21 protein-coding genes are annotated in these 22581 nt (G+C 70.4%); 9 read left to right on the forward strand and 12 right to left on the reverse strand.

The features are described 5' to 3' along the window. Nucleotides 1-11: 11 nt before the first annotated feature. The 7 genes from OHN74_RS09730 to OHN74_RS09760 all read right to left on the reverse strand — a co-directional run bounded on the left by OHN74_RS09730 (nucleotide 12) and on the right by OHN74_RS09760 (nucleotide 9121). On the reverse strand, nucleotides 12-1112 hold the full coding sequence (locus tag OHN74_RS09730) for a calcium:proton antiporter (RefSeq protein ID WP_327694124.1): 1101 nt from the start codon (nucleotides 1110-1112) through the stop codon (nucleotides 12-14). 318 nt (nucleotides 1113-1430) lie between these two features. Then, nucleotides 1431-1745 carry a hypothetical protein gene (locus OHN74_RS09735; RefSeq protein WP_327694125.1) on the reverse strand — a complete coding sequence of 105 codons (315 nt, stop codon included), beginning with the start codon at nucleotides 1743-1745 and terminating at the stop codon, nucleotides 1431-1433. Nucleotides 1746-1871: 126 nt separating this feature from the next. Next, nucleotides 1872-2873 carry a TerC family protein gene (locus OHN74_RS09740; RefSeq protein ID WP_327694126.1) on the reverse strand — a complete coding sequence of 334 codons (1002 nt, stop codon included), beginning with the start codon at nucleotides 2871-2873 and terminating at the stop codon, nucleotides 1872-1874. Nucleotides 2874-3157: 284 nt separating this feature from the next. Beyond that, nucleotides 3158-5212 carry a TerD family protein gene (locus tag OHN74_RS09745; protein WP_327694127.1) on the reverse strand — a complete coding sequence of 685 codons (2055 nt, stop codon included), beginning with the start codon at nucleotides 5210-5212 and terminating at the stop codon, nucleotides 3158-3160. Between the two features lie 53 nt (nucleotides 5213-5265). Beyond that, nucleotides 5266-5832, reverse strand: a complete 567-nt coding sequence (locus OHN74_RS09750) for a TerD family protein (protein ID WP_327700057.1) — start codon at nucleotides 5830-5832, stop codon at nucleotides 5266-5268. A gap of 247 nt (nucleotides 5833-6079) precedes the next feature. Next, nucleotides 6080-8215: an excinuclease ABC subunit UvrB gene (gene uvrB, locus OHN74_RS09755; protein ID WP_327694128.1), complete on the reverse strand. Its 2136-nt coding sequence runs from the start codon at nucleotides 8213-8215 to the stop codon at nucleotides 6080-6082. A 39-nt stretch (nucleotides 8216-8254) separates the two neighbouring features. Next, on the reverse strand, nucleotides 8255-9121 hold the full coding sequence (locus tag OHN74_RS09760) for an MHYT domain-containing protein (RefSeq protein WP_327694129.1): 867 nt from the start codon (nucleotides 9119-9121) through the stop codon (nucleotides 8255-8257). Nucleotides 9122-9454: 333 nt separating this feature from the next. On the opposite strand from OHN74_RS09760, the gene OHN74_RS09765 reads away from it, so the two are divergent. Further along, nucleotides 9455-10030, forward strand: coding sequence for a methylated-DNA--[protein]-cysteine S-methyltransferase (locus OHN74_RS09765; protein WP_327694130.1), 576 nt, complete (start codon nucleotides 9455-9457; stop codon nucleotides 10028-10030). 155 nt (nucleotides 10031-10185) lie between these two features. Next, complete coding sequence (locus OHN74_RS09770; RefSeq protein ID WP_327694131.1) at nucleotides 10186-11478, forward strand: MFS transporter; 1293 nt, start codon at nucleotides 10186-10188, stop codon at nucleotides 11476-11478. A 24-nt stretch (nucleotides 11479-11502) separates the two neighbouring features. Here the strand turns inward: OHN74_RS09770 and OHN74_RS09775 are convergent, their stop codons facing one another. Next, nucleotides 11503-11931: a VOC family protein gene (locus OHN74_RS09775; RefSeq protein ID WP_327694132.1), complete on the reverse strand. Its 429-nt coding sequence runs from the start codon at nucleotides 11929-11931 to the stop codon at nucleotides 11503-11505. Between the two features lie 103 nt (nucleotides 11932-12034). Here OHN74_RS09775 and OHN74_RS09780 point away from each other — a divergent pair, with 103 nt between their 5' ends. After that, nucleotides 12035-12940 carry a pseudouridine-5'-phosphate glycosidase gene (locus tag OHN74_RS09780; protein WP_327700058.1) on the forward strand — a complete coding sequence of 302 codons (906 nt, stop codon included), beginning with the start codon at nucleotides 12035-12037 and terminating at the stop codon, nucleotides 12938-12940. Then, nucleotides 12937-13848 carry a carbohydrate kinase family protein gene (locus OHN74_RS09785; protein ID WP_327694133.1) on the forward strand — a complete coding sequence of 304 codons (912 nt, stop codon included), beginning with the start codon at nucleotides 12937-12939 and terminating at the stop codon, nucleotides 13846-13848. The genes OHN74_RS09780 and OHN74_RS09785 overlap by 4 nt, the downstream gene beginning before the upstream one ends. A gap of 38 nt (nucleotides 13849-13886) precedes the next feature. On the opposite strand, the gene OHN74_RS09790 is transcribed toward OHN74_RS09785, so the two are convergent. After that, complete coding sequence (locus OHN74_RS09790) at nucleotides 13887-14681, reverse strand: methyltransferase domain-containing protein (protein ID WP_327694134.1); 795 nt, start codon at nucleotides 14679-14681, stop codon at nucleotides 13887-13889. A 222-nt stretch (nucleotides 14682-14903) separates the two neighbouring features. On the opposite strand from OHN74_RS09790, the gene OHN74_RS09795 reads away from it, so the two are divergent. Further along, nucleotides 14904-16031 carry a magnesium and cobalt transport protein CorA gene (locus OHN74_RS09795; RefSeq protein ID WP_327694135.1) on the forward strand — a complete coding sequence of 376 codons (1128 nt, stop codon included), beginning with the start codon at nucleotides 14904-14906 and terminating at the stop codon, nucleotides 16029-16031. Between the two features lie 69 nt (nucleotides 16032-16100). On the opposite strand, the gene OHN74_RS09800 is transcribed toward OHN74_RS09795, so the two are convergent. Both OHN74_RS09800 and OHN74_RS09805 read right to left on the reverse strand, forming a co-directional pair. Then, the gene (locus tag OHN74_RS09800; protein WP_327694136.1) at nucleotides 16101-16529 is read right to left on the reverse strand and encodes a CBS domain-containing protein; all 429 of its coding nucleotides are present in this window, start codon (nucleotides 16527-16529) and stop codon (nucleotides 16101-16103) included. A 135-nt stretch (nucleotides 16530-16664) separates the two neighbouring features. After that, nucleotides 16665-17306 (reverse strand): uridine kinase, encoded by a 642-nt coding sequence (locus OHN74_RS09805; protein ID WP_327694137.1) that lies wholly within the window; start codon nucleotides 17304-17306, stop codon nucleotides 16665-16667. 147 nt (nucleotides 17307-17453) lie between these two features. Between OHN74_RS09805 and OHN74_RS09810 the strand changes: the two genes are divergently transcribed. From OHN74_RS09810 to OHN74_RS09820, 3 genes are all read left to right on the forward strand, one after another. Further along, nucleotides 17454-18158: a DUF2293 domain-containing protein gene (locus OHN74_RS09810; protein WP_327694138.1), complete on the forward strand. Its 705-nt coding sequence runs from the start codon at nucleotides 17454-17456 to the stop codon at nucleotides 18156-18158. Nucleotides 18159-18308: 150 nt separating this feature from the next. Further along, nucleotides 18309-18788 carry an anthrone oxygenase family protein gene (locus OHN74_RS09815; protein WP_327694139.1) on the forward strand — a complete coding sequence of 160 codons (480 nt, stop codon included), beginning with the start codon at nucleotides 18309-18311 and terminating at the stop codon, nucleotides 18786-18788. 117 nt (nucleotides 18789-18905) lie between these two features. Next, on the forward strand, nucleotides 18906-20393 hold the full coding sequence (locus OHN74_RS09820) for a glutamate synthase subunit beta (protein WP_327694140.1): 1488 nt from the start codon (nucleotides 18906-18908) through the stop codon (nucleotides 20391-20393). Nucleotides 20394-20454: 61 nt separating this feature from the next. On the opposite strand, the gene OHN74_RS09825 is transcribed toward OHN74_RS09820, so the two are convergent. Further along, nucleotides 20455-20961 (reverse strand): carboxymuconolactone decarboxylase family protein, encoded by a 507-nt coding sequence (locus OHN74_RS09825; protein ID WP_327694141.1) that lies wholly within the window; start codon nucleotides 20959-20961, stop codon nucleotides 20455-20457. Between the two features lie 47 nt (nucleotides 20962-21008). Between OHN74_RS09825 and pdxR the strand changes: the two genes are divergently transcribed. Continuing rightward, on the forward strand, nucleotides 21009-22493 hold the full coding sequence (gene pdxR / locus OHN74_RS09830) for a MocR-like pyridoxine biosynthesis transcription factor PdxR (protein WP_327694142.1): 1485 nt from the start codon (nucleotides 21009-21011) through the stop codon (nucleotides 22491-22493). Nucleotides 22494-22581: the final 88 nt, after the last annotated feature.

Genomic DNA, 22581 nt, shown 5'->3' on the forward strand with positions numbered 1-22581 from the left:
TGCGGCGGCGGTCACGGGTTGATCGCCAACTCCAGGTAGGCGGCGAACAGGACCAGATGCACTCCTCCCTGGAGCGGTGTGGCTCGCCCGGGCACCACCGTCAGCGAGCCGACCACCACGGTCAGGGCGAGCAACACCATGTGGGTGGCGCCGAGGCCGAGGACCAGGGGGCCGGAGAGCCATATGGACGCCAGGGCCACGGCAGGGATGGTCAGGCCGATGCTGGCCATCGCGGATCCGAGGGCGAGGTTCAGGCTGGTCTGCACCCGGTCGCGGCGCGCGGCGCGCAGCGCGGCGATGGTCTCGGGAAGCAGCACGAGCAGGGCGATGATCACACCGACGACTGCATGCGGCAGGCCGGCAGCCTCCACCCCGGACTCGATGGTGGGCGACACTCCCTTCGCGAGGCCCACGACGCCGATCAGTGCCAGGCCCAGCAGCCCCAGGCTGGTCCGGACGGCGCGTGCGGTCGGGAGCTCCGCGTGTGCGTCCGCGGTGATGACCTCGCCCTCCCGGGTGATCGGCAGGAAGTAGTCCCGGTGCCGCACGGTCTGGGTCGCCACGAACAGGCCGTACAGGACCAGTGAGGCGAGCGCCGCGAAGGTGAGCTGGGCTGTGGAGAACTCCGGACCCGGCTTGCTGGTGGTGAACGTCGGCAGCACCAGGCTGAGGGTGGCCAGCGTCGCCACCGTCGCGAGTGCGGCGCCGGTGCCCTCCGGATTGAAGACGGCGGTCCCATGACGGATCGAGGCGGTGAGGAGGCTCAGTCCGACGATGCCGTTGCAGGTGATCATCACGGCCGCGAAGACGGTGTCTCTGGCCAGGGTCGAACTCTTGTCGCCGCCGTCCGCCATCAGCGTGACGATCAGGGCGACCTCGATGATCGTGACGGCGACCGCCAGCACGAGCGAGCCGTAGGGCTCACCGACCCGGTGGGCGATCACCTCGGCGTGGTGCACGGCGGCCAGCACCGCTCCCGCGAGGACCAGTGTCACCAGCGCGACGACCACGCCGGGAAGATCTCGTCCCCACGTGAACACCAGCAGGACGACCGCGGCCACCGGCACGACAGCCGTCCACCGCGTCACGAGCGACCGGAGCCGGACGATCATTCAGCGATCCTCACAGACGGACACGAGCCATGCATGCGCACACTGATCCGCGCGCACTTGCTCACGTCGATCCCGCAGACGGTTCTTCACACTGCCCCTCACGATCTTTCCCGGCCTTCGATCTGGTGCCCCGAAAAGCCGGGCGCATGCTCCTTGCCCCGAGCCCTCGCCCCGGCCTCCGGCACAGGTTCGACGGCCCCGGAGCCCCACAGCGGCACGGGTCCACCGACTGCCGCTGCCGAACCCCGCGTCGTCCCTCCGCCGGGCGGGCCCCCCGGCGCCCGCGCGCCGCGGGGCCCGCTCGACGTACCGCCGCCGCTACTTCAGCTCGGTCATCTCCCGTACGTCGCAGTCGGTGAAGGACGGCGGCCTCGTACACATCGAGGCCAGCTGCTCGGCCATCCTGCTCGTCTCGGGGTCGTCGCTGTTGCGCATGGCCTCGTCGTACGACTCGAACTCGATCACCACCAGGAACCTGTTGGGCTGGTTCCTGTCCTGCAGAACGAGGCGGTGTGTGGGTCCGCCGTCCCGGCCGGCGAGGCGCTTGTCGGTCTCCTGGACCAGCGCCCGCATCTCCTCCATCCGGTCGGTCTCGATGTCGATGATCTGAACGAACTTCGTCTCTGTGCCCACGATGCCTCCACCCGGCCGTGGCGCCCCCGGCAAGGGACGCTCACCACCCAACGAAGCACCGGGAGCGGTGCTCGGCAATTCGCCGCGCCCCGCTCCCGATGGTGGTTCTTCCTACGTCCGACACGGTCAGGCGCCGATGCTGTCCTTCGGGGCGCCTTCGCTCTCCTTCTGCGCCGCCTCGGCCGCCTCCTGCTTCCTGGAGGCGATCAGGCTGGTGACGGTGGTGACCACCAGGACCCCACAGATCACCCCGAGGGAGACCGGTATGGAGATCTCCGGTACGTGGACACCGGACTCGTGCAGCGCGTGCAGCACCAGCTTGACGCCGATGAAGCCGAGGATGACCGACAGGCCGTACGAGAGGTGGACCAGCTTCCTCAGCAGGCCGCCGATGAGGAAGTACAGCTGACGCAGGCCCATCAGGGCGAAGGCGTTGGCGGTGAAGACAATGTACGGGTCCTGGGTCAGGCCGAAGATCGCCGGGATCGAGTCGAGGGCGAACAGGACGTCCGTGGTACCGATCGCGAGCATCACGACCAGCATCGGCGTCATGATCCGCTTGCCGTTCTCCTCGATCCACAGCTTGGTGCCGTGGTACCGGTCGGCCACACCGAACCGCTTCTCGGCAGCCTTGAGCAGCTTGTTCTCCTCGAACTCCTCGTCCTCGTCGTCGGCGCGGGCCTCCTGGATCAGCTTCCAGGCGGTCCAGATGAGGAAGGCACCGAAGATGTAGAACACCCACGCGAAGCTCGCGAGGATCGCGGCGCCGGCGGCGATGAATATCGCCCGCAGGACGAGCGCTATGAGGACACCGACGAGGAGCACCCGCTGCTGGTACTGCGAGGGCACAGCGAATTTCGCCATGATCAGGACGAAGACGAAGAGGTTGTCGACGCTCAATGACTTCTCGGTGATGAAGCCCGCGAAGAACTCACCGGCGGGCTCACCCCCGCTGAAGACGAGCAGCCCCAGGCCGAAGAGTCCGGCCAGGGCTATCCAGACAACCGTCCAGATTCCGGCTTCCTTGATCGATACGTCATGGGGCTTGCGCCCGATGAAGAAGTCCACCGCGATCAGAGCGGCGAGACCCACGATGGTCAGGACCCACAGGGTCACGGAAACATTCACTGCGCCTCCGGCAGTAGTAACGGCAAATTTCAGCGTCGTCGCTACCGGAGGTCTCTTCCACCCGCGACAGTCGGGCTCCTTCACGCGCCCGGATGCCTGCGGGCCGACGCCCCGGGATCTGGATTGATCCGTATTGACGGGTACGCCGCAGCAGGTAGGGAGTACTCCCCTCCGTAGGGAAAACAGTACCCCAATCACCAAGGAAAGGTAAAGAGATTGGTAAAAGAAAAGCCAAATCCACAGGTCAGAGGGCTTTACGGATACTTGGTGAAGCGCCTGTGGACTCAGCGGTTCCAGGAGCGGCGGGCCGCCGCGACCTGGCTGAGCACCTGCTGGAGCACCTGGCTGCCGTGCGGGACGGCCGACGGCTCGTACGTCCACGCATGGCCGACCCACGGGTCGGCAAGGTGGTCGTCCGGTACCGGAGTGAGTCGCATGAGCGAACGCCAGAGCGGGTCCAGCAACGGTCCGTAGGCGGCTGCGTCCTCGCGGTCCGCGACCATCATCAGGTGGACGCCGACGGCCGGCCCCTCGTCCGCGAGATAGCGCAGCTGGGTCACCGCCCGGTCGTCGAAGCCGTGCGGGAAGTCATTGACGATCAAGAGCTGCTGAGCGGTGTCGAGGTCGGGCGGCAGTGAGTCGGCCGCGCCGCCCCGCACCGCCATCTGCACGAGGTCGACGCGCTGGGTCAGCCGGCCCAGGACGTCCGCGACACCGGCGGCCCCGGCGGCGGGCGGGCCCGCGAGCACACCGGTCCGCACCAGAGGCGCGAGGGCCGGGGCACCCGAGCCCGCCGGGTCGATGACGTGCACGGCGAATTCGCCCGCCGGATGGACGGCGAGCAGCCGGGCGGCGTGCGTGACCGCCGTGTCCATGGCGAGTCGGCGCAGTTCGTCGGAGTCGAGGAGCGAGCCGTCGACGGACTCACCACCGCTGTCGATCCACAGGCCGCGCTCCAACGGCAGCCGGACAAGCATCGGGATTCTCAGCTCGGCGCTCTCGGGCAGCCGCAGATCGCCCAGCCGCAGCGCCATGGGCATCTCCATGGGTACGCGGTAGCCGTGCCAGACAGGGTTGTCCCAGCGCGCGTACGCCAGGGGCAGCGCGGGCTCGACGACCTCGGCCTCGGCGGTGAGCTGGGAGAGGTCGCGGTCGAGGGCGGCGCGGGCCTGGTCGACCAGCTGGGCATGCTTGGAGCGGGCCGCTTCCCGGGCTGCGTCGCCCCGGCCACCGACCCGGCTGCGGGGATCCGCCAGCGCCTGGTCGATCTCCTTTTCGAGGCGCGATTCGGCGAAGTCCACGGCGCTGCGGTATGCGGCGGCGGTGCGCGCCAGGTCCTCGAACATGCCCCAGACCTGGTTGTAGAGCCGTTCGTCCATGGACCATCCGGTGGCGTCACCCGCGACCGGACGCGCCGCCTGTCCTGACCGGGCCGGGGGTGCGGTCGGCGGGGCCGGTGGCGGAGCGGCCGTACGGCGGCCGGGATGGCTGTAGTCGACCGGTGCTCCGGCGGCGGGGGCGGACGGCTGCCGGGCGGCAGCAGGGTCGGCCTGAGCTGCTCCCCCGGAGTGGTCCGGCTGGGCCGAACCGTCCGGTTGGCCGGCCTGTACCTGGGTGTGCTGCGGGTCCTGGACCTCGTACGGTGACGCAGGCTGGGCGATCGAGTTGTCCTGCGGCCCCTGAGCCGCGTACGGGGACGCTGATTGCGCGGATGCGGGGGATGACGCGGTCCGGCGGTTGCGGTCGCCGTCCTGTGTGCGGGGTGGCGGGGGCGCCACCGAGCGGGAGTGGGCCCGGGACACCGCCTCGTCGATGGTGTCCGCGAGGCGGCGGGCCTCGGAGAGGCCATGGTCGGTGAGGAGTTCGACGAGGCCGCCGGCGTACCCCTGGCCGATGGCGCGCACCTTCCAGGCGTCCTGTCTGCGGTAGAGCTCCAGGGCGACCACGGCCGACTCGGCCTCCAGGCCCGTGATCGTGTAGCTGGCGACCCCGGTGCCGTCGAGGCCGGTGACGGCGACGAAGGGTGCTGCGATGGCGCCGAAACGGGCCGGCCCGCCCGCACCGGACGGCAGGGCGAGCAGCACGCTGACCCGGTGCACGGACTCCGGCATGGCGCCCAGGTCCACGGCGAGCCGGTGGTCGGCCGCCGCCTGCTTGGAGACCTCCAGGCCCGGAAGCGTCGGCGCTCCGGGGTGGGCCACCCACTCGACGCCGTGGACCTTGCCCTGCTCGTCGCCGATCGTGGCCCCGGCCACGATCGGCGCGCCGGCCGAGATCCGCACTTCGAGGCGGACCTGGGAGAGCGGATGGTTCTGCCCCCGGACCAGCTCGGCCGTCATCGCCTTCGTCCCCCCGTGTCGTTCTCTTGGTTCTCTGGGCCGCCCGGGCCCGGCTACAGATGCGGCAGGATCGCCGGCATCAGGTCCTGGAAGGTACGGCCGTTGGCAGGTGTGCCAAGGGCGGTCATCTGCCAGCCCGAGCCCGCGCGGTGCACCTTCGCCATGATCTGGGCCGTGTACTGGCCACCGCCGTCCAGTGTGTAGCGGGCGAGTTCGTCACCGTTGGTCTCGTCGACCAGACGGCAGAACGCGTTCTGCACCTCCTGGAAGGTCTGGCCCGTGAAGGAGTTCACGGTGAAGACGATCTGGTCGATGTGGACCGGCACACGCGGCAGGTCGACGAGGATCGCCTCGTCGTCACCACCCTGGCCGACACCGCCGACAAGGTTGTCCCCGGTGTGCCGTACGGAGCCGTCGTCGCTCACCAGATGGCGGAAGAACACGACGTCGACGGGCTGCTTGTCGGCGAACAACACCGCAGAGGCGTCGAGGTCGATCTCCCGCGTACGCGAGCCGAACAGACCACGCCGGGGAGCCGCCTGCCAACCGAGGCCCATGCGCACCGCGGTCAGCGTGCCCCCGTCGTTCTTCTGCAGGTTGATGGCCTGACCCTTGGTCAGATTGACGCTGCCACTGGGCGTTCCGCCCTTGGATACGTCCACCACGCGCTGTTCCCCTCTCGAACCGTCCCCTGTTTCCGCGGGGCCCGCGGATGACCTGAACCCTACGCAGGGGCACTGACAGTGCCGAAGCCTCGGGCGCACTTTGTGTCGGTGTTGCAACACTGCGCGTACGACGCAGCTCACGGACACCGGTCGGAGTGCCTGTCCGGTGATACGGCCGGCACCCCGCGTGCCCGTGCGGCGGTCAGGCGATGCCCGCCTCCTTCATCTGCCGCAGTTCCTTCTTCATCTCCGACACCTCGTCGCGCAACCGGGCGGCGACCTCGAACTGCAGGTCGGCGGCGGCGGCGCGCATCCGTGCCGTCATCTCATCGATCTGGTCGGCGAGTTCGGCCGCGGGGCGGTCGGTCGGCACCGTCTCCCCCGCCTTGCCCTTGCCGCCCCGCGCTCCCCTGGCCGCCTTGCCGAGCGCGGGCACCGGAGCCTTGGCGGCCTTGCCGTCCTTCGACTTTCGGTAGCCCGAGCCGAGGAGCTGTTCCGTGTCGACATCCTCTCGGGCGATCTGCGCGACGATGTCGTTGATCTTCTTGCGGAGCGGCTGCGGGTCGATGCCCCTCTCCTTGTTGTACGCGACCTGCTTCTCCCGGCGGCGATTGGTCTCCTCGATGGCCTTCTCCATCGCCGGGGTGATCCTGTCCGCGTACATGTGGACCTGACCGGACACATTGCGCGCCGCACGGCCGATGGTCTGGATCAGGGAGGTACCGGAGCGCAGGAAGCCCTCCTTGTCGGCGTCGAGGATCGACACCAGGGACACCTCGGGGAGGTCGAGGCCCTCCCTGAGGAGGTTGATACCGACCAGGACGTCGAACTCGCCGGCGCGCAGTTCGCGCAGCAGCTCGATCCGGCGCAGGGTGTCGACGTCGCTGTGCAGATAGCGGACCTGGATGCCGAGTTCCAGGAAGTAGTCGGTGAGGTCCTCGGCCATCTTCTTGGTGAGCGTGGTGACCAGGACACGCTCGTCCTTCTCGGCGCGCGTGCGGATCTCGTGCACCAGATCGTCGATCTGACCCTCGGTGGGCTTGACGACGACCTCGGGGTCGATGAGGCCGGTGGGGCGGATGATCTGCTCGACGAAGCCGTCGCCACGGGACAGCTCGTACTTGCCCGGGGTCGCCGACAGGTAGACGGTCTGCCCGATGCGCTTCTGGAACTCCTCCCACTTCAGAGGGCGGTTGTCCAGCGCGGAGGGCAGCCGGAAGCCGTGGTCGACGAGCGTGCGCTTGCGGGACGCGTCACCCTCGTACATGGCGCCGATCTGCGGGACCGTGTTGTGCGACTCGTCGATGACGAGCAGGAAGTCGTCCGGGAAGTAGTCGATCAGGGTGTTCGGCGGGGAACCGGGGAGGCGGCCGTCGAAGTGCATCGAGTAGTTCTCGACTCCGGAGCAGGAACCGATCTGGCGGAGCATCTCGAGGTCGTACGTCGTTCGCATCCTCAGGCGCTGGGCCTCCAGGAGTTTGTTCTGCTTCTCCAGTTCGGCGAGACGCTCGCCGAGTTCCTTCTCGATGTCGTTGACGGCCCGCGCCATGCGCTCCGGCCCTGCCACATAGTGGGTGGCCGGGAAGACGTACATGTGCTGGTCTTCGCTGATGATCTCGCCGGTGAGCGGGTGAAGGGTGGAGAGTGCCTCGATCTCGTCGCCGAACATCTCGATCCGGACGGCCAGTTCCTCGTACACCGGGAAGATCTCGATGGTGTCGCCGCGCACGCGGAAGGAGCCGCGGGTGAAGGCCAGGTCGTTGCGCGTGTACTGGATGTCGACGAAGCGGCGCAGCAGTTGGTCCCGGTCGATCTCCTCGCCGACCTTGAGGGAGACCATCCGGTCCACGTACTCCTGCGGGGTACCCAGGCCGTAGATGCAGGACACCGAGGCGACCACGATGACGTCCCGCCGGGTGAGCAGCGAGTTGGTCGCGGAGTGGCGCAGGCGTTCGACCTCCTCGTTGATCGAGGAGTCCTTCTCGATGTAGGTGTCCGACTGCGGGACGTACGCCTCGGGCTGGTAGTAGTCGTAGTACGAGACGAAGTACTCGACGGCGTTGTTCGGGAGGAGTTCCCGGAACTCGTTCGCCAGCTGGGCGGCCAGGGTCTTGTTCGGCGCCATCACGAGTGTGGGGCGCTGAAGCTTCTCGATCATCCACGCGGTGGTGGCGGACTTGCCGGTGCCGGTCGCGCCGAGGAGCACGACGTCCTTCTCACCTGCTTCGATGCGCCGAGCCAGCTCGGCGATGGCCGCCGGCTGGTCGCCGCTCGGCTGGTAGGGGCTGACGACCTCGAAGGGCGCCACCGTGCGTTCGATCTTGGAAACAGGCCGCATGCATCCACCGTACGGCCACCCACTGACAACGGGTCCTGATCACCGGTTCTGCGGGGTCCGGGAGCTGCGATGGCCCTGCCGCTGGCCGAGGCGCGGCGGGGGGCGTCGGCCGGGGTGCGGGACGGGCGGGTGGGCCGGGATGCCGGGCTTGTTGTCGGCGGGGCGATGCCCGGGCTTGCCCATGATCATCAGCGGGTCGAACATCACGACGGCTCCGGCCAGCAGGAGGAAGGCCAGCGGACCGATCATCAGAGGTGCGAGCAGGGCCGCGGGCGAGTCTCCCTCCGGGCTGCCGGACGCGGTGTGGAGGTGGACGCTCAGGGCGGCCATGCCCGTGTAGTGCATGCCGCTGACGGCGAGTCCCATGACGAGACTGGCGCCGACGCTCCACAGGAAGCCACGGATCTGCCCGGCCGCCCACAGGGCGGCGGTGGCGGCCACGACGGCTATCACGACGGAGGCGGCGACGGTGAAGGTGTTGTACTCCAGCTTCCCGTTGAGGCGCATTCCGGCCATGCCCAGGTAGTGCATGGAGGCGATGCCGAGACCCGTGATGGTGCCCCCGGTGAACAGTGCCGTCCCGCTCGCGCCCCGGTAGCCGACGATGAAGATCCCGATGCCGACCATGAGGATGGCGACGCCCAGGCTGGCGAAGGTCAGCGGCATGTCGTAGTTGATCGGGGTCTCCTTGACCGTGAACCCCATCATCGCGACGAAGTGCATGGTCCATATGCCGGAGCCGATCGCGGCCGAGCCGAGCGCCAGCCAGCCCGGCCGCCACGACTGGGCGACGAGCATCGATCTGGTGGTGCAGCGCAGGCCCAGCGCGCCGCCCAGGCAGGCCATGAGGTAGGCCACCAGCGGTGTGACGAGTCCGTAGCTGAATCCGTCGACCGTGCCCTGCATGCGCGGCTGCCCTTCCGCCCTGTTGCGTCCCGGAGTTTTCCGAAATGCTCCCCTGCCCCAGAACCGGCCGGCGGTCAGGGTCGTGGCAGAGAGTATGACTGGCTCCGGAAGGGTCGAACGATTTTCCGGCAAAGAAACACGGCCTTGCCCCACTTGTGCGGCAGGAGTGTGCGGACTCGGGCAACTCCTTTCAATCTGTGTCTGTGTCGCACCTCTTTTCCCGTTGTCCTCCCGTTGTCCCTCCCTTGTCACTCCGCTGTCACTTGCGGACCGCCCCCGCCCGCCCGGACCGCGCGCGGGGCATTGTCAGTGGCGGGTCGTACGGTGGGGCGCATGGACAGCCATGGGCGGGACGAGCGGCAGGACCGGGAGAGCCGGCAGCGGGTCGTGTGGGCGGTGGTCGGCACCGACATCGGCCCGCTCCTGCTGGCCGCGACGGACCAGGGCCTGGTGAACGTGGTGTTCCATGCCACGGAGCCGGTGCGCGAGAAGACTGTCGAGCGCCTCGCCTCCCGGCTGGGCGCGGAGCCCGTCGAGGCACCCGGGTCCCCGCTCCTGACCGAGGCGATACGCCAGTTCGTGGCGTACTTCGCGGGCGAGCTGCACGATTTCGATCTGCCGCTCGACTGGTCCCTGATCTCCGGTTTCAACCGGCAGGTGCTGCGCGAGCTCGCGTCGGGCGTGCCGTACGGCGCGGTCGTCGGGTACGGCGACCTGGCCGGCCGGGTCGGCCAGCCGGGCGCGGCTCAGGCGGTCGGCGCGGCCATGGGCGCCAACCCGCTGCCTGTCGTGGTGCCGTGCCATCGGGTCGTGGAGAGCGACGGCGGTCTCGGTGGCTTCGGCGGCGGCCTGGAGACGAAGCGGAAGCTGCTCGCGCTCGAAGGGGTGCTGCCCGAACCGCTGTTCTGAGGGTTTCAGCCGCGGGACCCGAGGGTTCATCAGTAGGGAGACCTCGGTACGAAGAGACGGTCCCGTACGGGAAGAGGCTCCGTAGGGGAACGCTGTGCGGAAGCAGGGGGGACCGCGCCGGTGACCACATCCTTCGCCCACGCGGGCGGACCGCGATGACTTCCGTCGAGCGGGGCGTCGGCGTGCCCGTGGCGGGCGAGCAACTGACCGCGCTGCGGCGCCGGGTCTCCGGTGTGCTGGTCGCCAGCCAGATCCTCGGCGGGCTCGGGGTGGCCACCGGTGTCGCGCTCTCTTCCGTACTGGCCCAGCGGATCGGCGGTACCGAGTCGCTGTCCGGGCTCGCGCCGACCGCGATGGTCACGGGCACGGCGGTGGCGTCGCTGCCGCTGGCGGCGCTGATGACCGCGCGCGGGCGGCGCCCCGGGCTGGTCCTCGGGTATCTCGTCGGTGCCCTGGGTGCGGGCGTCGTCGTGTTCGCGGCGGTCATCGACAGTTTCCCGCTGCTGCTGTGCGGCATGGCCGGGTTCGGCGCAGCCTCGTCGGCGAATCTGGGGGCGCGGTTCGCGGCGGCCGATCTCGCCGAGGCGGACCGACGGGCCCGGGCCATCTCGAACATCGTGTGGGCGGCCACCATAGGGGCGGTCCTCGGGCCGAACATCGCCGCGCCCGCGGGGCGCAGTGTGTCCGGACTCGGGATACCCACGGTGGCGGGCCCCTTTCTCTGGGCGGCCGGCATCTTCCTGGTCGCGGCGGTGACGGTGGGCGTTCTGTTGCGCCCCGATCCGCTGCTCACCGCCCGCGCACTGGCCCCGGTGGAGAAGCGGTCGGCCGAGGGCCGGTCCCTGCGGGCGGGTCTCGCCGCCGTCGCGGCCTCGCCGCGTGCCCGGCTCGCGCTCGTGACGGTGACCGTGTGCCACACGGCCATGGTCTCGGTCATGGCGATGACCCCGGTCGCGCTCGGGCACCACGGCGCGAGCATCGAACTGATCGGGCTGGTCATCAGTGGCCACATCGCGGGCATGTACGCGTTCTCGCCGCTCATGGGGCGGCTGTCCGACGCGGTCGGGCGGCTGTCCGGCATCGGTCTCGCCGTGGGCCTGCTGGCCTGCGCGGCGTTCCTCGCGGGCACGGCCGACGGCAGTCACGGCCGTACCGCGGTGGGGCTCTTCGTCCTGGGACTGGGCTGGTCGGCCGGGCTGGTGTCCGGATCAGCGCTGCTCACGGACTCCGTACCCGAGGCCGCGCGCGCCGCCGCACAGGGGCTGTCCGACCTCGCCATGAACGCCTCGGCGGGCCTGGGTGGGGCGGTCGCGGGGCTCGTGATGGCCCAGGCGGGCTACGGATGGCTGAATCTCGGCGCCGCGTGCCTGCTGATACCCGTGGGTGCGCTGGCGTTGTTCACGCGCAGCGACCTGCGGCGGCTCCGGGACACGAAGGCGGGCGGCTGAGCCACGGAGCCGGGGCGGCGAGTCCTACGCGTAGTGCCGCGCCTCGAAGACGTTGCCGTCAGGGTCCCGGAAGTAGAAACTGCGCCTCGCCGTCCCTCGGGCACCGTAGGAGTCGTACGAGAAGTCCGAGACGGAGACGTCCTGTTCCTGCAAGCGGGTTCGCAGGGCGTCGAAGGAGTCCTCGGACAGGGACAGGCACACGTGGTTGACGGGGTGGCCCGCGCTGTCGGCGGACCCGGGGAGCATGTTCATGCGCTCCGCCAGGGAGTGGGGAGCGAGGTCGAAGATGGTCTCGTCGTTGAGGCGCACGGAGGGGAACGACACCGTTCCCTCGGTGAACTCGGTGATCCTCAGGGACTCCATACCGACCGTCTTCTCGTAGAAGTCGGCTGCGGCGAGCGGGTCGCGCACCCAGAGAACGACATGGTCGAGACGTGCCGAGTTGTCCGTCATGAACCCCAGGCTGGTGGCGTCTGCCACAGGCCGCAAGGGTTTGACCGGGCGTGCCGCCCGCCAGAACATGAGGGAAGAACGAACGACAGGAAGCAGGCGCGTGATGCTGGTGGTGTCCGAAGAAGTGCGGGAAGCGGTCGACGCGCGTCGACCCGTGGTGGCCCTGGAGTCCACGATCATCGCGCACGGGCTGCCGCGCCCCCGTAATCTGCAGGTGGCGCTGGAACTCGAGGACGTCGTACGGCAGGAGGGCGCCGTCCCCGCCACGATCGCCGTGCTGGACGGACTGCCCCATGTGGGCCTGGACAAGGAACAGTTGGAACGGGTCGCGAACGAGGACGGGATCCGCAAGCTGGGTCACCGCGATCTGCCGCTCGCGGTGGCCACCGGGGCGAGCGGAGCGACCACGGTGTCGGCGACCGCACTGCTGGCCGCCCGTGCCGGCGTACGGGTGTTCGCCACGGGTGGGCTCGGCGGGGTGCATCGGGAGTGGACGGTCACCCAGGACGAGTCCGCCGACCTCGGGCTGCTGGCGCGCACCAGGATCACGGTCGTCTGCGCGGGAGTGAAGTCGATCCTGGATGTGCCGGCCACCCTGCAGCGGCTGGAGACCCTCGGGGTCGCCGTGGCCGGCTTCGGCACCGGCAGCTTTCCCGGCTTCTACCTTTCGGACTCCGGCCATCCGGTGGACTGGACACTCCACACGCCGGAGCAGGTCGCCGACGTGATGCGGGCCCAGGACGCGCTCGATTCCCCCGAGTCGGCGTTCATCGTCGCCAATCCGGTGCCCGAGCAGCAGCAACTGGATCCCGGGCTCCACGCGCGCGTGCTCGCCGACGCGCTGCAGGCGTGCGAGGAGCAGGGCGTGAGCGGGCAGGCGGTGACGCCGTTCCTGCTCGACTACCTGGTGCGGCACACCGACGGCGCCTCGCTGAGCGCCAACCTGGCAGCGGTCCGCGGGAACGTACGGCTCGCTGGGCGGATCGCGGCGGCCTGGGCCGGGGCGTGACGGAGCAGGGCGGGGCGCTGCTCGTCGTCGGGGACGTCATCACGGACATCGTCGCCCGGCACCGGGGTCCGCTCGCGCCGGGGACCGACACGACCGCCGCGATCCGGACCCTGCCGGGCGGTGCGGGCGCCAATGTGGCCTGCTGGGCGGCGCATTGGGGTCGCACGGAGGTGCGGCTGCTCGGACGGGTGGGCGCGGACGCTGCCGAGTGGCACGAGCGCGAGCTGACCGCCTGCGGGGTACGGCCACGCCTCGTCGTCGATCCCGAGGCGCCGACCGGGACGGTGATCTGCCTGGTGGACGCGGACGCGGCGGCCGAGCGCACGTTGGTGACCCAGAGCGGCGCCTCGCTGCGGCTGGACCCCGACGACTGGTCGGACGCACTGCTCGACGGTGTCGCACGGCTGCATCTCTCGGGCTATCTGCTGTTCTCGGCGCCGAGCCGGGCGTTCGTGTCGGTGGCGCTGCGGTCGGCACGCGCGCGTGGCGTGCCGGTGAGCCTGGATCCGGCGTCGGCGGGGTTCCTCGTCGAGCTGGGTGTCGACCGCTTCCTGGATCTCGTGTCCGGAGTGGACGTCCTGCTGCCGAGCCGTGACGAGGCCTGTCTGCTCACCGGGTTGCCCGACCCGGCGGACGCGGCGGCCAAACTGAGCCGCCACGTCCCGTTGGTGGTCGCGAAGCACGGCGCCGAAGGCGCGCTGGTGGCCCGGTCGGGGACCGTGTGTGCCCGTGTCCCGGCCGTGCCCGCGACACCGAGGGACACGACGGGCGCCGGCGATGCCTTCACCGGCGCGTTCCTCGCCGCCCTGCTGACGGGCGCCGCACCCGAGGACGCGGCGGCGGAGGGATGCCGGGCGGGCGCACGTGCTGTGGAGCGGGTGGGCGGGAGGCCGCCGGTTCTCGGCTGAGGAGACGGTGATCAGGCCCCGGCTGCCTTCACCGTCTGCTATCCCTTGCGTCCCCAGGCAGAGATCATCGGTGCCGTGGCCAGGTCCATCCCGCCCGCGGCGACGTTGGCCAGGTGTCGGTCGATCTCCTGGTCCGTGGCGTGGCCCCCGGCGACGAGCCGCTCCCGGATCTGACGGATCGTCGCGTTCTCCAGCGCGGCGCAGGCGGGCGCGGTGACGGGGAAGTACGCGTCGGCCTGTACGTTGCGCAGGCCCGCCTCGCGCAGCAGCCGCGGGAGCTTGCGGCCGTACGCCAGGTCGGCGCCGCTGTCCGCGAGCAGTTGGCGGAAACTGTGGCGCAGCCGGTTGGCGAGCTGCTGCTCGGGGCCGTACTCGTCGGGGCAGAGCAGGGGTTGCAGAGCGGGATCGGCGTCCTCGACCAGGAGCCGTCCACCGGGGCGCAGCGACTTGATCATCGAGCGCAACGCCCGTTCCCGGTCCGGCACATGGACGAGGACGAGCCGGGCGTGCACCAGGTCGAACCCCTCCCCCGGCGGCTCGTCGACGCCGACGTCGTGGACGCGTACCTCGACCGGCGGGCGGGCTGCCGGGGCCACCCACGAGGTGTCGAGGTCGGTCGCGAGGACCTTCCCGGTCGGGCCGACCTTCTTGGCCAGCCAGGAGACCACCGAGGTGCCGCCGACACCGGCCTCCCAGCAGCGCCAGCCGGGGCCCACGCCGAACCCTTCGAGGTGCCGGAAGGTCGTGGGATCGAAAAGGGCGGCGAAGGCGTCGAAGCGTTGTCCCGCCTCGGTCTGCCGGTTGTCGAGGAGATACCCGTCGGTTCGCGTCATGGCGAGATCATCCCAGTCATCCCCTTTGTTCGGTCGGGTCGACGCTCCCGCACGACGAGATGGCCGGTGATCGTGCCGACCGCGGAAGCCGGCCGACGGAAACGAAGCGGAACGTTCCGTTCCCACAGGCTCCTACGGCGTTCGCGAAGGGCTGGCAAACTGGCGAGCCAGGCACATGGTGCGGACAGTGCGGCACGAGGAGATCAACGCGAGGGGGTCCAGATGTCCATGGCAGGGAATCTGCGGAAGGTCACCGGCCTCGGCAGGGTCGGCGGTCTCCGCAAGGTGGCACGGCTGGCACGGCGGCGCCCGCGTGTCGACCTGAGTCACCATGCCCGGTCACCACTGGGCTCCGCGGTCGTGAACTGTGTGGCCTACGAGGACGGCGTACGGATCCCGGCCGGCCGGGATCTGGTCGATGCCGTGCGGCGGGTCCGCAAGAGCGACGAGGGCTTCGTCTGGCTCGGCCTCCACGAGCCGACGGACCAGGAGTTCGCGGGCATCGCCCAGCTCTTCGACCTGCACCCGCTCGCGGTCGAGGACGCGGTAGACGCCCACCAGCGCCCGAAACTGGAACGGTACGGCGAAACCCTGTTCGCGGTGTTCAAGACGGTCTGCTACGTCGAGCACACCGAACTGACGGCGACCAGCGAGGTGGTGAACACCGGCGAGATCATGGTCTTCGTCGGCCGGGACTTCGTGATCACGGTACGACATGGTCGGCACGGTTCGCTGGGCCCGCTGCGCGAGGGCCTGGAGGCCGATCCCCAGCAGCTCGCCAAGGGCCCTGCGGCCGTGCTGCACGCGATCGCGGACCATGTGGTCGACGACTATCTGCACGTCACGGACGCGGTACAGGCGGACATCGACCAGGTCGAGACGGATGTGTTCGCGACGAACGGCGCGCGGGCCGACCCCGGCCGGATCTACCAGCTCAAGCGTGAACTCCTGGAGCTGAAGCGGGCCGTGGCTCCACTGCACCGACCGCTGCAGGAACTGGCGACACGGCCGATACGGGTGATCGACCCGGAGATACAGGCCTACTTCCGGGACGTCTCCGACCATCAGATCCGGGCCACGGAGCAGATCGCGGCGTTCGACGAGCTGCTCAACTCGATTCTGCAGGCGCACCTCGCGCAGGTCACGGTGGCGCAGAACGAGGACATGCGCAGGATCACGGCGTGGGCTGCGGTGATCGCCGTACCGACGATGGTCTGCGGTGTCTACGGCATGAACTTCGATCACATGCCGGAGCTGCGTTGGCAGTTCGGCTATCCGCTGGTCATCGGTCTGATATCCGTCGCCTGTCTGACGCTGTACCGGAGCTTCCGGCGCAACGGCTGGCTCTGACGCGGCCGGCCCCGGCACACTCCTCGCCCGGCGCGGCGGCCGGACGAGGGTGGGTGACGGGGTGCCGGGTCAGCGCATCGTGGTCCTGGCGTAGACGCTCTCGGCCCAGGACGCGATCTGGTCGTCCGTGAGGTGCTGGGCCAGGTCGGCCTCGCTGATCATGCCGACCAGACGCTTGTTCTCGATCACCGGAAGCCGGCGGATCTGGTGGTCCTTCATCTCTTCGAGCACTTCGCTGACATCGGCGCCGGCGTCGATCCAGCGCGGGGTTCCCTGTGCCATCTCTCCTGCGGTGACCTTTGCCGGATCGTGGCCCATGGCCACACAGCCGACGACGATGTCGCGGTCCGTGAGGATGCCGCAGAGGCGTTCGTTCTCGTCGCTGATGGGCAGGGCGCCCACGTTGAGCTCGCGCATCATCTGGGCGGCCCGATCGAGTGTCTCGTGGGCGGGAATCCACTGGGCGCCGCGATGCATGATGTCTCCGGCGGTGGTCATGAAGTACCTCCCGGTGCCGGACGGCCGGCGCGGCACGGAGGGCACCGCTAGTCCCGGCGCCCTACATTCTCGCCGCGCTCCCGCGGATGCGCACCCGGAAGTCCGCGGTTTTCGGGGGCCGCGCCAAGTACCGGGTCAGCCTCGCCACGCCGGGTGACGCGGGTCGTCCGCGCGTATCAGGACGTCGGCCGTGGTGGCGGGGTCCGTCTCGCTCTCGTATCGGTCGAAGGCGGGGAGGGTCCAGTGCTCGGCCTCGGGGGTACGGCGACGCAGGGCCGCCGGGGAGAGCAGGACGTGGACGGTCAGGTCGAACGGGAACCAGTGGCCCAGCAGGAAGGGGCCGTGCAGCAGGAGGAGGCAGCCGGGCGGGAGTTGGACGTAGGGACTGCGGGTGGAGCGGTCGGTGAGCGGGTCGCGCAGATCGGGCAGGACGCGGCCGTCGCCACCGGGTTCGAGGGGGCCGAAGACCTCGCGCCAGAGGGCGCCGGTGTCGACCCAGCCGTTGTAGTAGGCCTCCACGTCCTCGTGGCCGTACTCCAGCCGGAGAGAGGCGGGACGCAGGAAGCCAGCGGTGCCGATGGCGAGCGAGGGCCGGCCTCGTACGCGCAGCGCCTCGGCCACACGTTCGGCGAGGTCTCCCGGGCGGGCCGCGGGAGCTCCGTCGAAGGCGATACGTGGCCAGGGGCTGCCGTCGTCCGGCTTCAGGTCGAGCACTCGTTCGGCGAGGAGGTCGCCGAGGCGGTCCCAGGTGATCGGTTCCAGTCGCACACGGCCCATGATGCCGGGTGGCCGTCGACGGCGAGGAGCGGGCTCGTGGGAGTAAGGGAAGGAGGGGTAGAGGTGGATGTCGTTCCGGGGGCCGCCGACTTGGAGGAGGTGGGGCCCGTCCGGGGATTCCAGGTCACCGATGGGAATCAAGCACCTGTGACAGATCGCGCAACCTCCCCGATCCACAACGGACTTCTCGTCGTGCAGCCGCTCAGGCGGCGGCACTGTGCCGAGTGCCGACAGGGGCCGTTGACACTGCTCGTAGTGGAGGAGGGAGCGCCTCGGTGTCTTGACTGTGCCGATCTCGGGCATCTGGTGTTCCTGCCCCGGGGCGACACCGCGTTGACGCGCAGGTCGCGGGAGGAGAGCGGGCTGTCGGCGGTGGTCGTGCGCTTCAACCGGCGGCAGGGGCGGTACGAGCGACAGGGCGTTCTGGTCGAGGAGGCGGGGCTCGCCCGGGCCGAGGAGCGGTGCCTGGCGGACGCCGAGGCACGACGGCGGCGTCGGACGCGGGACGCGCGGCGGCGGGCCGCGGAGGATCTGCGGTTCACGGCGGCGTTCGCGCGGGAGATCCACCGGCTGTTTCCCGGGTGCCCTGCGGGTCGGGCGGAGGCGATCGCCGCACACGCCTCGGTGCGTGGCAGTGGGCGTGTGGGGCGGAGTGCGGCGGGGCGTGCGTTGTCCGAGGGAGCGGTGATCTCGGCGGTCGTGGCGGCCGTACGGCATGTGGACACGTCGTACGACCGGTTGCTGATGAGCGGGGTCGCGCGGCACGAGGCTCGGCGGCGGATCGCAGGCGCCGTCGACGCGAGACTCAGGGAATGGACGACGGGGGCGGGGGCGGGGGCCGAGTCGGTGTGAGCGTGGCGGCAGGCCCCGTGACGTGGTCGCGCGCTGTGCCGCTGCCGTCTCTGGACGCTCGCGTATGGTGCCGCGTCGTTCGGCGATGGGCGTTGTCAGTGGCAGGAGGTTCACTGGTGGGGACGGATGGGGATCGACCGGGGAGTCGGCATGATCGATGGTGCGTACTTCGTGCTCGTGGTGCTGGGCGTGCTCGGTACCGGGCTGGTGGCCGGGGTCTTCTGCGGGTTCTCGACCTTCGTGATGAGGGGGCTCGCCGCACTGCCGCCCGAGCAGGGGGCCGCCGCGATGCGGGCGATCAACGTGACCGCGGTGAATCCGCCCTTCATGCTCGTGTTCGTCGGGTCGGCCGCCCTGTGTCTGGTGACCGTCGTGGTCACGTTCGTCGTGTGGCCGGACGAGGGTGCGGTGGAGCTGCTGGTGGGCAGCGCGCTGTATCTGTTCGGCTCGTTCGGGCTCACGATGGGGGCGAACGTCCCGCGCAACGACGCGCTGGCGAAGCTGGAGCCGGGGACGGCGGAGGCTGCCGCCTACTGGCCCGTGTACGTGCGCGAGTGGACACTGTGGAACCACATACGCACGGTCGCTTCAGGGGCCGCCTCGGTGCTGTACGTCCTGGCCGTCGCCTGAGCCGCCGACCCGCTCGGCATGCCTGGTCGATGAGTCGTATCGTGGCCGAAGGAGAGTGCCGCCCGATGACGCACGGCCCCGTCATGCGTACGCAGGGAAGACGGCGAGGACACGGTCATGGGCGATCCCAAGGGTTTTCTCACCACAGCACGCCAGAGCTGGCCGCGCAGGCCCGTCGAGGAGCGGGTCCGTGACTGGGACGAGGTCTACGTCCCGGGGGCGCTGCTCCCCATCGTCAGCAAACAGGCCGGCCGCTGCATGGACTGCGGTGTCCCGTTCTGCCACGAGGCCTGTCCGCTGGGGAATCTGATCCCCGAGTGGAACGACCTGGTCTCCCGGGAGGACTGGCGCGCGGCGAGCGACCGGCTGCACGCCACGAACAACTTCCCCGAGTTCACCGGCAGGTTGTGCCCTGCGCCGTGCGAGGCGGGCTGTGTACTGGCCATCAACCAGCCCGCGGTGACCATCAAGAACGTCGAGGTGGCCGTCGCCGACCGGGCATGGTCGGAAGGGTTCGCGCCGCCGAGACCGCCGGACCGTCTGTCGGGGCGTACGGTCGCGGTGATCGGGTCGGGGCCCACCGGGCTCGCCGCCGCCCAGCAGCTGACCCGGGCCGGACACACCGTCGCCGTGTACGAGAAGGACGACCGGCTCGGCGGACTGATGCGGTACGGCATCCCCGGGTTCAAGATGGAGAAGCACCATCTGGAGCGGCGCATCGAGCAGATGCGGGCCGAGGGGACCAAGTTCCGTACGTCGACCGCCGTCGGGCGGGATGTCGGGGCCGCCGAGCTGCGGGCGCGCTACGACGCCGTGGTGCTGGCCGTAGGGGCCACAGCATGGCGTGAACTGCCGCTTCCCGGGCGGGAGTTGGTCGGCATTCATCAGGCGATGGAGTATCTGCCGCTGGCCAACCGGGTGTGCCAGGGGGATCTGGCGGTGTCCCCGATGTCCGCGGCCGGGAAGCACGTCGTCATCGTCGGCGGCGGTGACACGGGGGCCGACTGTCTGGGCACCGCGGTGCGTGAAGGGGCCGCCTCCGTCACCCAGTTGGACATCTACGCCCAGCCGGACGCGGAGCGCGACGAGGACTCCGACCCCTGGCCGACGTACCCGAAGATCTACCGGCTGTCGGCCGCGCACGAGGAGGCCCGTGACCTGGAGTCGGCGCCCGCCGCCGACGCCGACGCGCGGCTCTTCGCGGCGTCCACGCTCCACTTCTCGGGCGACGCGGACGGGCACGTACGGGCGCTGCACCTCGTCGAGGTCGATGCGGAGCGCCGTCCGCTGCCCGGATCCGGGCGGACGCTCCCCGCCGACCTCGTGCTGCTGGCCCTCGGCTTCTCCGGGCCCGACCGTGAGGACGGTCTGGTCGACCAGCTCGGGCTCGCTCTCGACCCGCGCGGCACGATCGCCCGCGACGCGGACTTCGCGACGAACGTGCCGGGTGTGTACGCGGCGGGGGACGCGGCCCGCGGGCAGTCGCTGATCGTGTGGGCGATCGCGGAGGGGCGGGCGGTCGCGGCGGCCGTGGACCGCCGGCTGACGGGCGCCACACAGTTGCCGGCGCCCATAGGGCCGTACGACCGCCCGATGACCGTGTGACCTCCCTGCCCCCGCCCCTGTCCCAGCCCGTGCCCCGGCCCCGGACCCGGCAGAGCGCGGGTCAGCGCTCGTCCGTGCCCGCCACCTTGCGGGTCGCCAGGGCCACCCTGTTCCAGGTGTTGATCGCGAGGATCAGGGACAGGACGTGGGCCAGTTCCCGCTCGTCGAAGTGGGCCGCGGCCTCGGTGTAGACGTCGTCCGGGACGCCGGCGTCGGCCACCAGGGTGACCGCTTCCGTGAGTGCCAGCGCCGCCTGTTCCCTCGGGGTGTAGAAGTTGCGGGCCTCGCGCCACACCGCGACCAGGTGCAGCCGGTCCTCGCTCTCGCCCGCCTTTCGCGCGTCGTTGGTGTGCATGTGGAGGCAGTACGCGCAGTGGTTGAGGTGCGAAGCGCGGATCTGGATCAGTTCGACCAGTGCCGGGTCGAGGCCCTCGCGGGCCGCCGCGTCGAAGCCGACGAGGGCGCGGAAGACCTTCGGCGCCGTCTTCGCGAGGTTCAGGCGAGGGGTTTCGGTGACCCCGGCGGAGTGGGCGGTCGTCGCGTTCGTGGTGTTCGTGTTCGTCGTCATGACCATGAATCTACGGGCCGGAAAGACCGGCTGTAGGGTTCATTTCCATGGCACAAACATGGGTCAATTCCGCGGAGCGCATCGGCGCCGACCTGCATCTGGAACTGTCGGGGCCGGGCGGGCGGCGGGCCGCGCTGATCCGTGCTCTGCGGGACGCCGTCCGCAGTGGCCGGCTCGCCCCCGGCACCCTGTTGCCGCCGTACCGTTCCCTCGCCGCCGACCTCGGCGTGGCCCGCAACACGGTGGCCGACGCGTACGCCGAACTCGTGGCCGAGGGCTGGCTGGCCGCCCGCCAGGGGTCGGGCACCCGGGTCGCGGAACGCGCCGAACCTGTCAGGGCGGCTTCCCGCGTGCCCGTAAAGGCACCTCCACGCGCGCGTGGGCCACGGCACGACCTCCGCCAGGGCAAGCCGGACGCGTCGGAGTTCCCGCGTTCCGCCTGGCTGGCCTCGTACCGGCGGGCGCTCCAACAGGCGCCGAACGAGGCGTTCGGGCCCGGTGACCCGGCCGGCCGGGTCGAACTGCGGGAGGCGCTGGCGGAGTACCTGGCACGCGCGCGTGGCGTGCGTACCGAGCCCTCCCGCATCGTCATCTGCTCGGGCTTCGCACACGCCCTGCGGCTCCTCTTCGGCGGCCGGAGCGGCAGTGGGGGCGCCGATGCCGTACTGCGCGGGCCGCTGGCCGTGGAGGCTTACGGACTCGGCTTCCACCGGCAGCTGCTGGCCGCGGCCGGGGTTCGGACCGTGCCGCTGCCCCTCGACGAGGACGGTGCGCGGGTCGGTCTGCTCGACCGGGAGCGGGCCGTATTGCTCACACCCGCGCACCAGTTCCCCACCGGCGGTCCGCTGCACCCCGAGCGCCGTGCGGCGGCGATCGACTGGGCACGCACGCGTGGCGGGCTGATCCTGGAGGACGACTACGACGGGGAGTTCCGTTACGACCGCCGGCCCGTCGGCGCCCTGCAGGGGCTGGACCCGGAGCGGGTGATCCACCTCGGTTCGGTGAGCAAGAGCCTGTCCCCCGCGCTGCGGCTGGGCTGGATGGTGCTTCCGGAGCGGTACGTGGAGCCGGTGCTCGCGCTGAAGGGCGAGCGGGAGGCGTGGACGAGCGGGCTCGATCAGCTGGCGCTCGCCGACTTCCTCGGATCGGGATCGTACGACCGTCATGTGCGGCGGATGCGGCAGCGGTACCGGCGCCGCCGTGACCGGCTGATCGCCGCCCTCGCCGAGCACGCGCCGCATGTCGAGGTCACCGGAGTCGCGGCCGGCCTGCACGCGGTGCTGCGGCTGCCGCCCGGGACGGAGCGGTCTGCGGTGAAGGCGGCGGCCTGGCGGGGAATCGCCCTCGACGGGCTCGCGGAGTTCCGGCATCCGGAGTTCCGGCACCCAGAGTTCCACGAGCCGGAAAGCGCCCCGCCCGACGGCCGGGGTTCGATCACGCTCGACGGGCTCGTCGTCGGGTACGCGGCACCCTCCGAGCACGCCTACGGTGCGGCACTGGAGGCGCTCTGCCAGGCACTTCCGCCGGAGTGAGGGAGCGTCGACAACGCGAACGGCCAGCACATGGTTGCTCTGGGTGACGTTGTTCACGCCTTGCCGGAAATCGGCTTCCGGCCGGGTG

Origin of the sequence: Streptomyces sp. NBC_00459 (genome assembly GCF_036013955.1) — a bacterium.
Lineage (GTDB): Bacteria > Actinomycetota > Actinomycetes > Streptomycetales > Streptomycetaceae > Streptomyces.

Bases quoted from the DNA above. Each gene is read 5' to 3' on its own strand.
- OHN74_RS09730 (WP_327694124.1), bottom strand. From the start codon at position 1,112: ATGATCGTCCGGCTCCGGTCGCTCGTGACGCGGTGGACGGCTGTCGTG.
- OHN74_RS09745 (WP_327694127.1), bottom strand. From the start codon at position 5,212: ATGACGGCCGAGCTGGTCCGGGGGCAGAACCATCCGCTCTCCCAGGTC.
- uvrB (WP_327694128.1), bottom strand. From the start codon at position 8,215: ATGCGGCCTGTTTCCAAGATCGAACGCACGGTGGCGCCCTTCGAGGTC.
- OHN74_RS09760 (WP_327694129.1), bottom strand. From the start codon at position 9,121: ATGCAGGGCACGGTCGACGGATTCAGCTACGGACTCGTCACACCGCTG.
- OHN74_RS09765 (WP_327694130.1), top strand. From the start codon at position 9,455: ATGGACAGCCATGGGCGGGACGAGCGGCAGGACCGGGAGAGCCGGCAG.
- OHN74_RS09770 (WP_327694131.1), top strand. From the start codon at position 10,186: ATGACTTCCGTCGAGCGGGGCGTCGGCGTGCCCGTGGCGGGCGAGCAA.
- OHN74_RS09775 (WP_327694132.1), bottom strand. From the start codon at position 11,931: ATGACGGACAACTCGGCACGTCTCGACCATGTCGTTCTCTGGGTGCGC.
- OHN74_RS09780 (WP_327700058.1), top strand. From the start codon at position 12,035: ATGCTGGTGGTGTCCGAAGAAGTGCGGGAAGCGGTCGACGCGCGTCGA.
- OHN74_RS09790 (WP_327694134.1), bottom strand. From the start codon at position 14,681: ATGACGCGAACCGACGGGTATCTCCTCGACAACCGGCAGACCGAGGCG.
- OHN74_RS09795 (WP_327694135.1), top strand. From the start codon at position 14,904: ATGTCCATGGCAGGGAATCTGCGGAAGGTCACCGGCCTCGGCAGGGTC.
- OHN74_RS09800 (WP_327694136.1), bottom strand. From the start codon at position 16,529: ATGACCACCGCCGGAGACATCATGCATCGCGGCGCCCAGTGGATTCCC.
- OHN74_RS09805 (WP_327694137.1), bottom strand. From the start codon at position 17,306: ATGGGCCGTGTGCGACTGGAACCGATCACCTGGGACCGCCTCGGCGAC.
- OHN74_RS09815 (WP_327694139.1), top strand. From the start codon at position 18,309: ATGATCGATGGTGCGTACTTCGTGCTCGTGGTGCTGGGCGTGCTCGGT.
- OHN74_RS09820 (WP_327694140.1), top strand. From the start codon at position 18,906: ATGGGCGATCCCAAGGGTTTTCTCACCACAGCACGCCAGAGCTGGCCG.
- OHN74_RS09825 (WP_327694141.1), bottom strand. From the start codon at position 20,961: ATGACGACGAACACGAACACCACGAACGCGACGACCGCCCACTCCGCC.
- pdxR (WP_327694142.1), top strand. From the start codon at position 21,009: ATGGCACAAACATGGGTCAATTCCGCGGAGCGCATCGGCGCCGACCTG.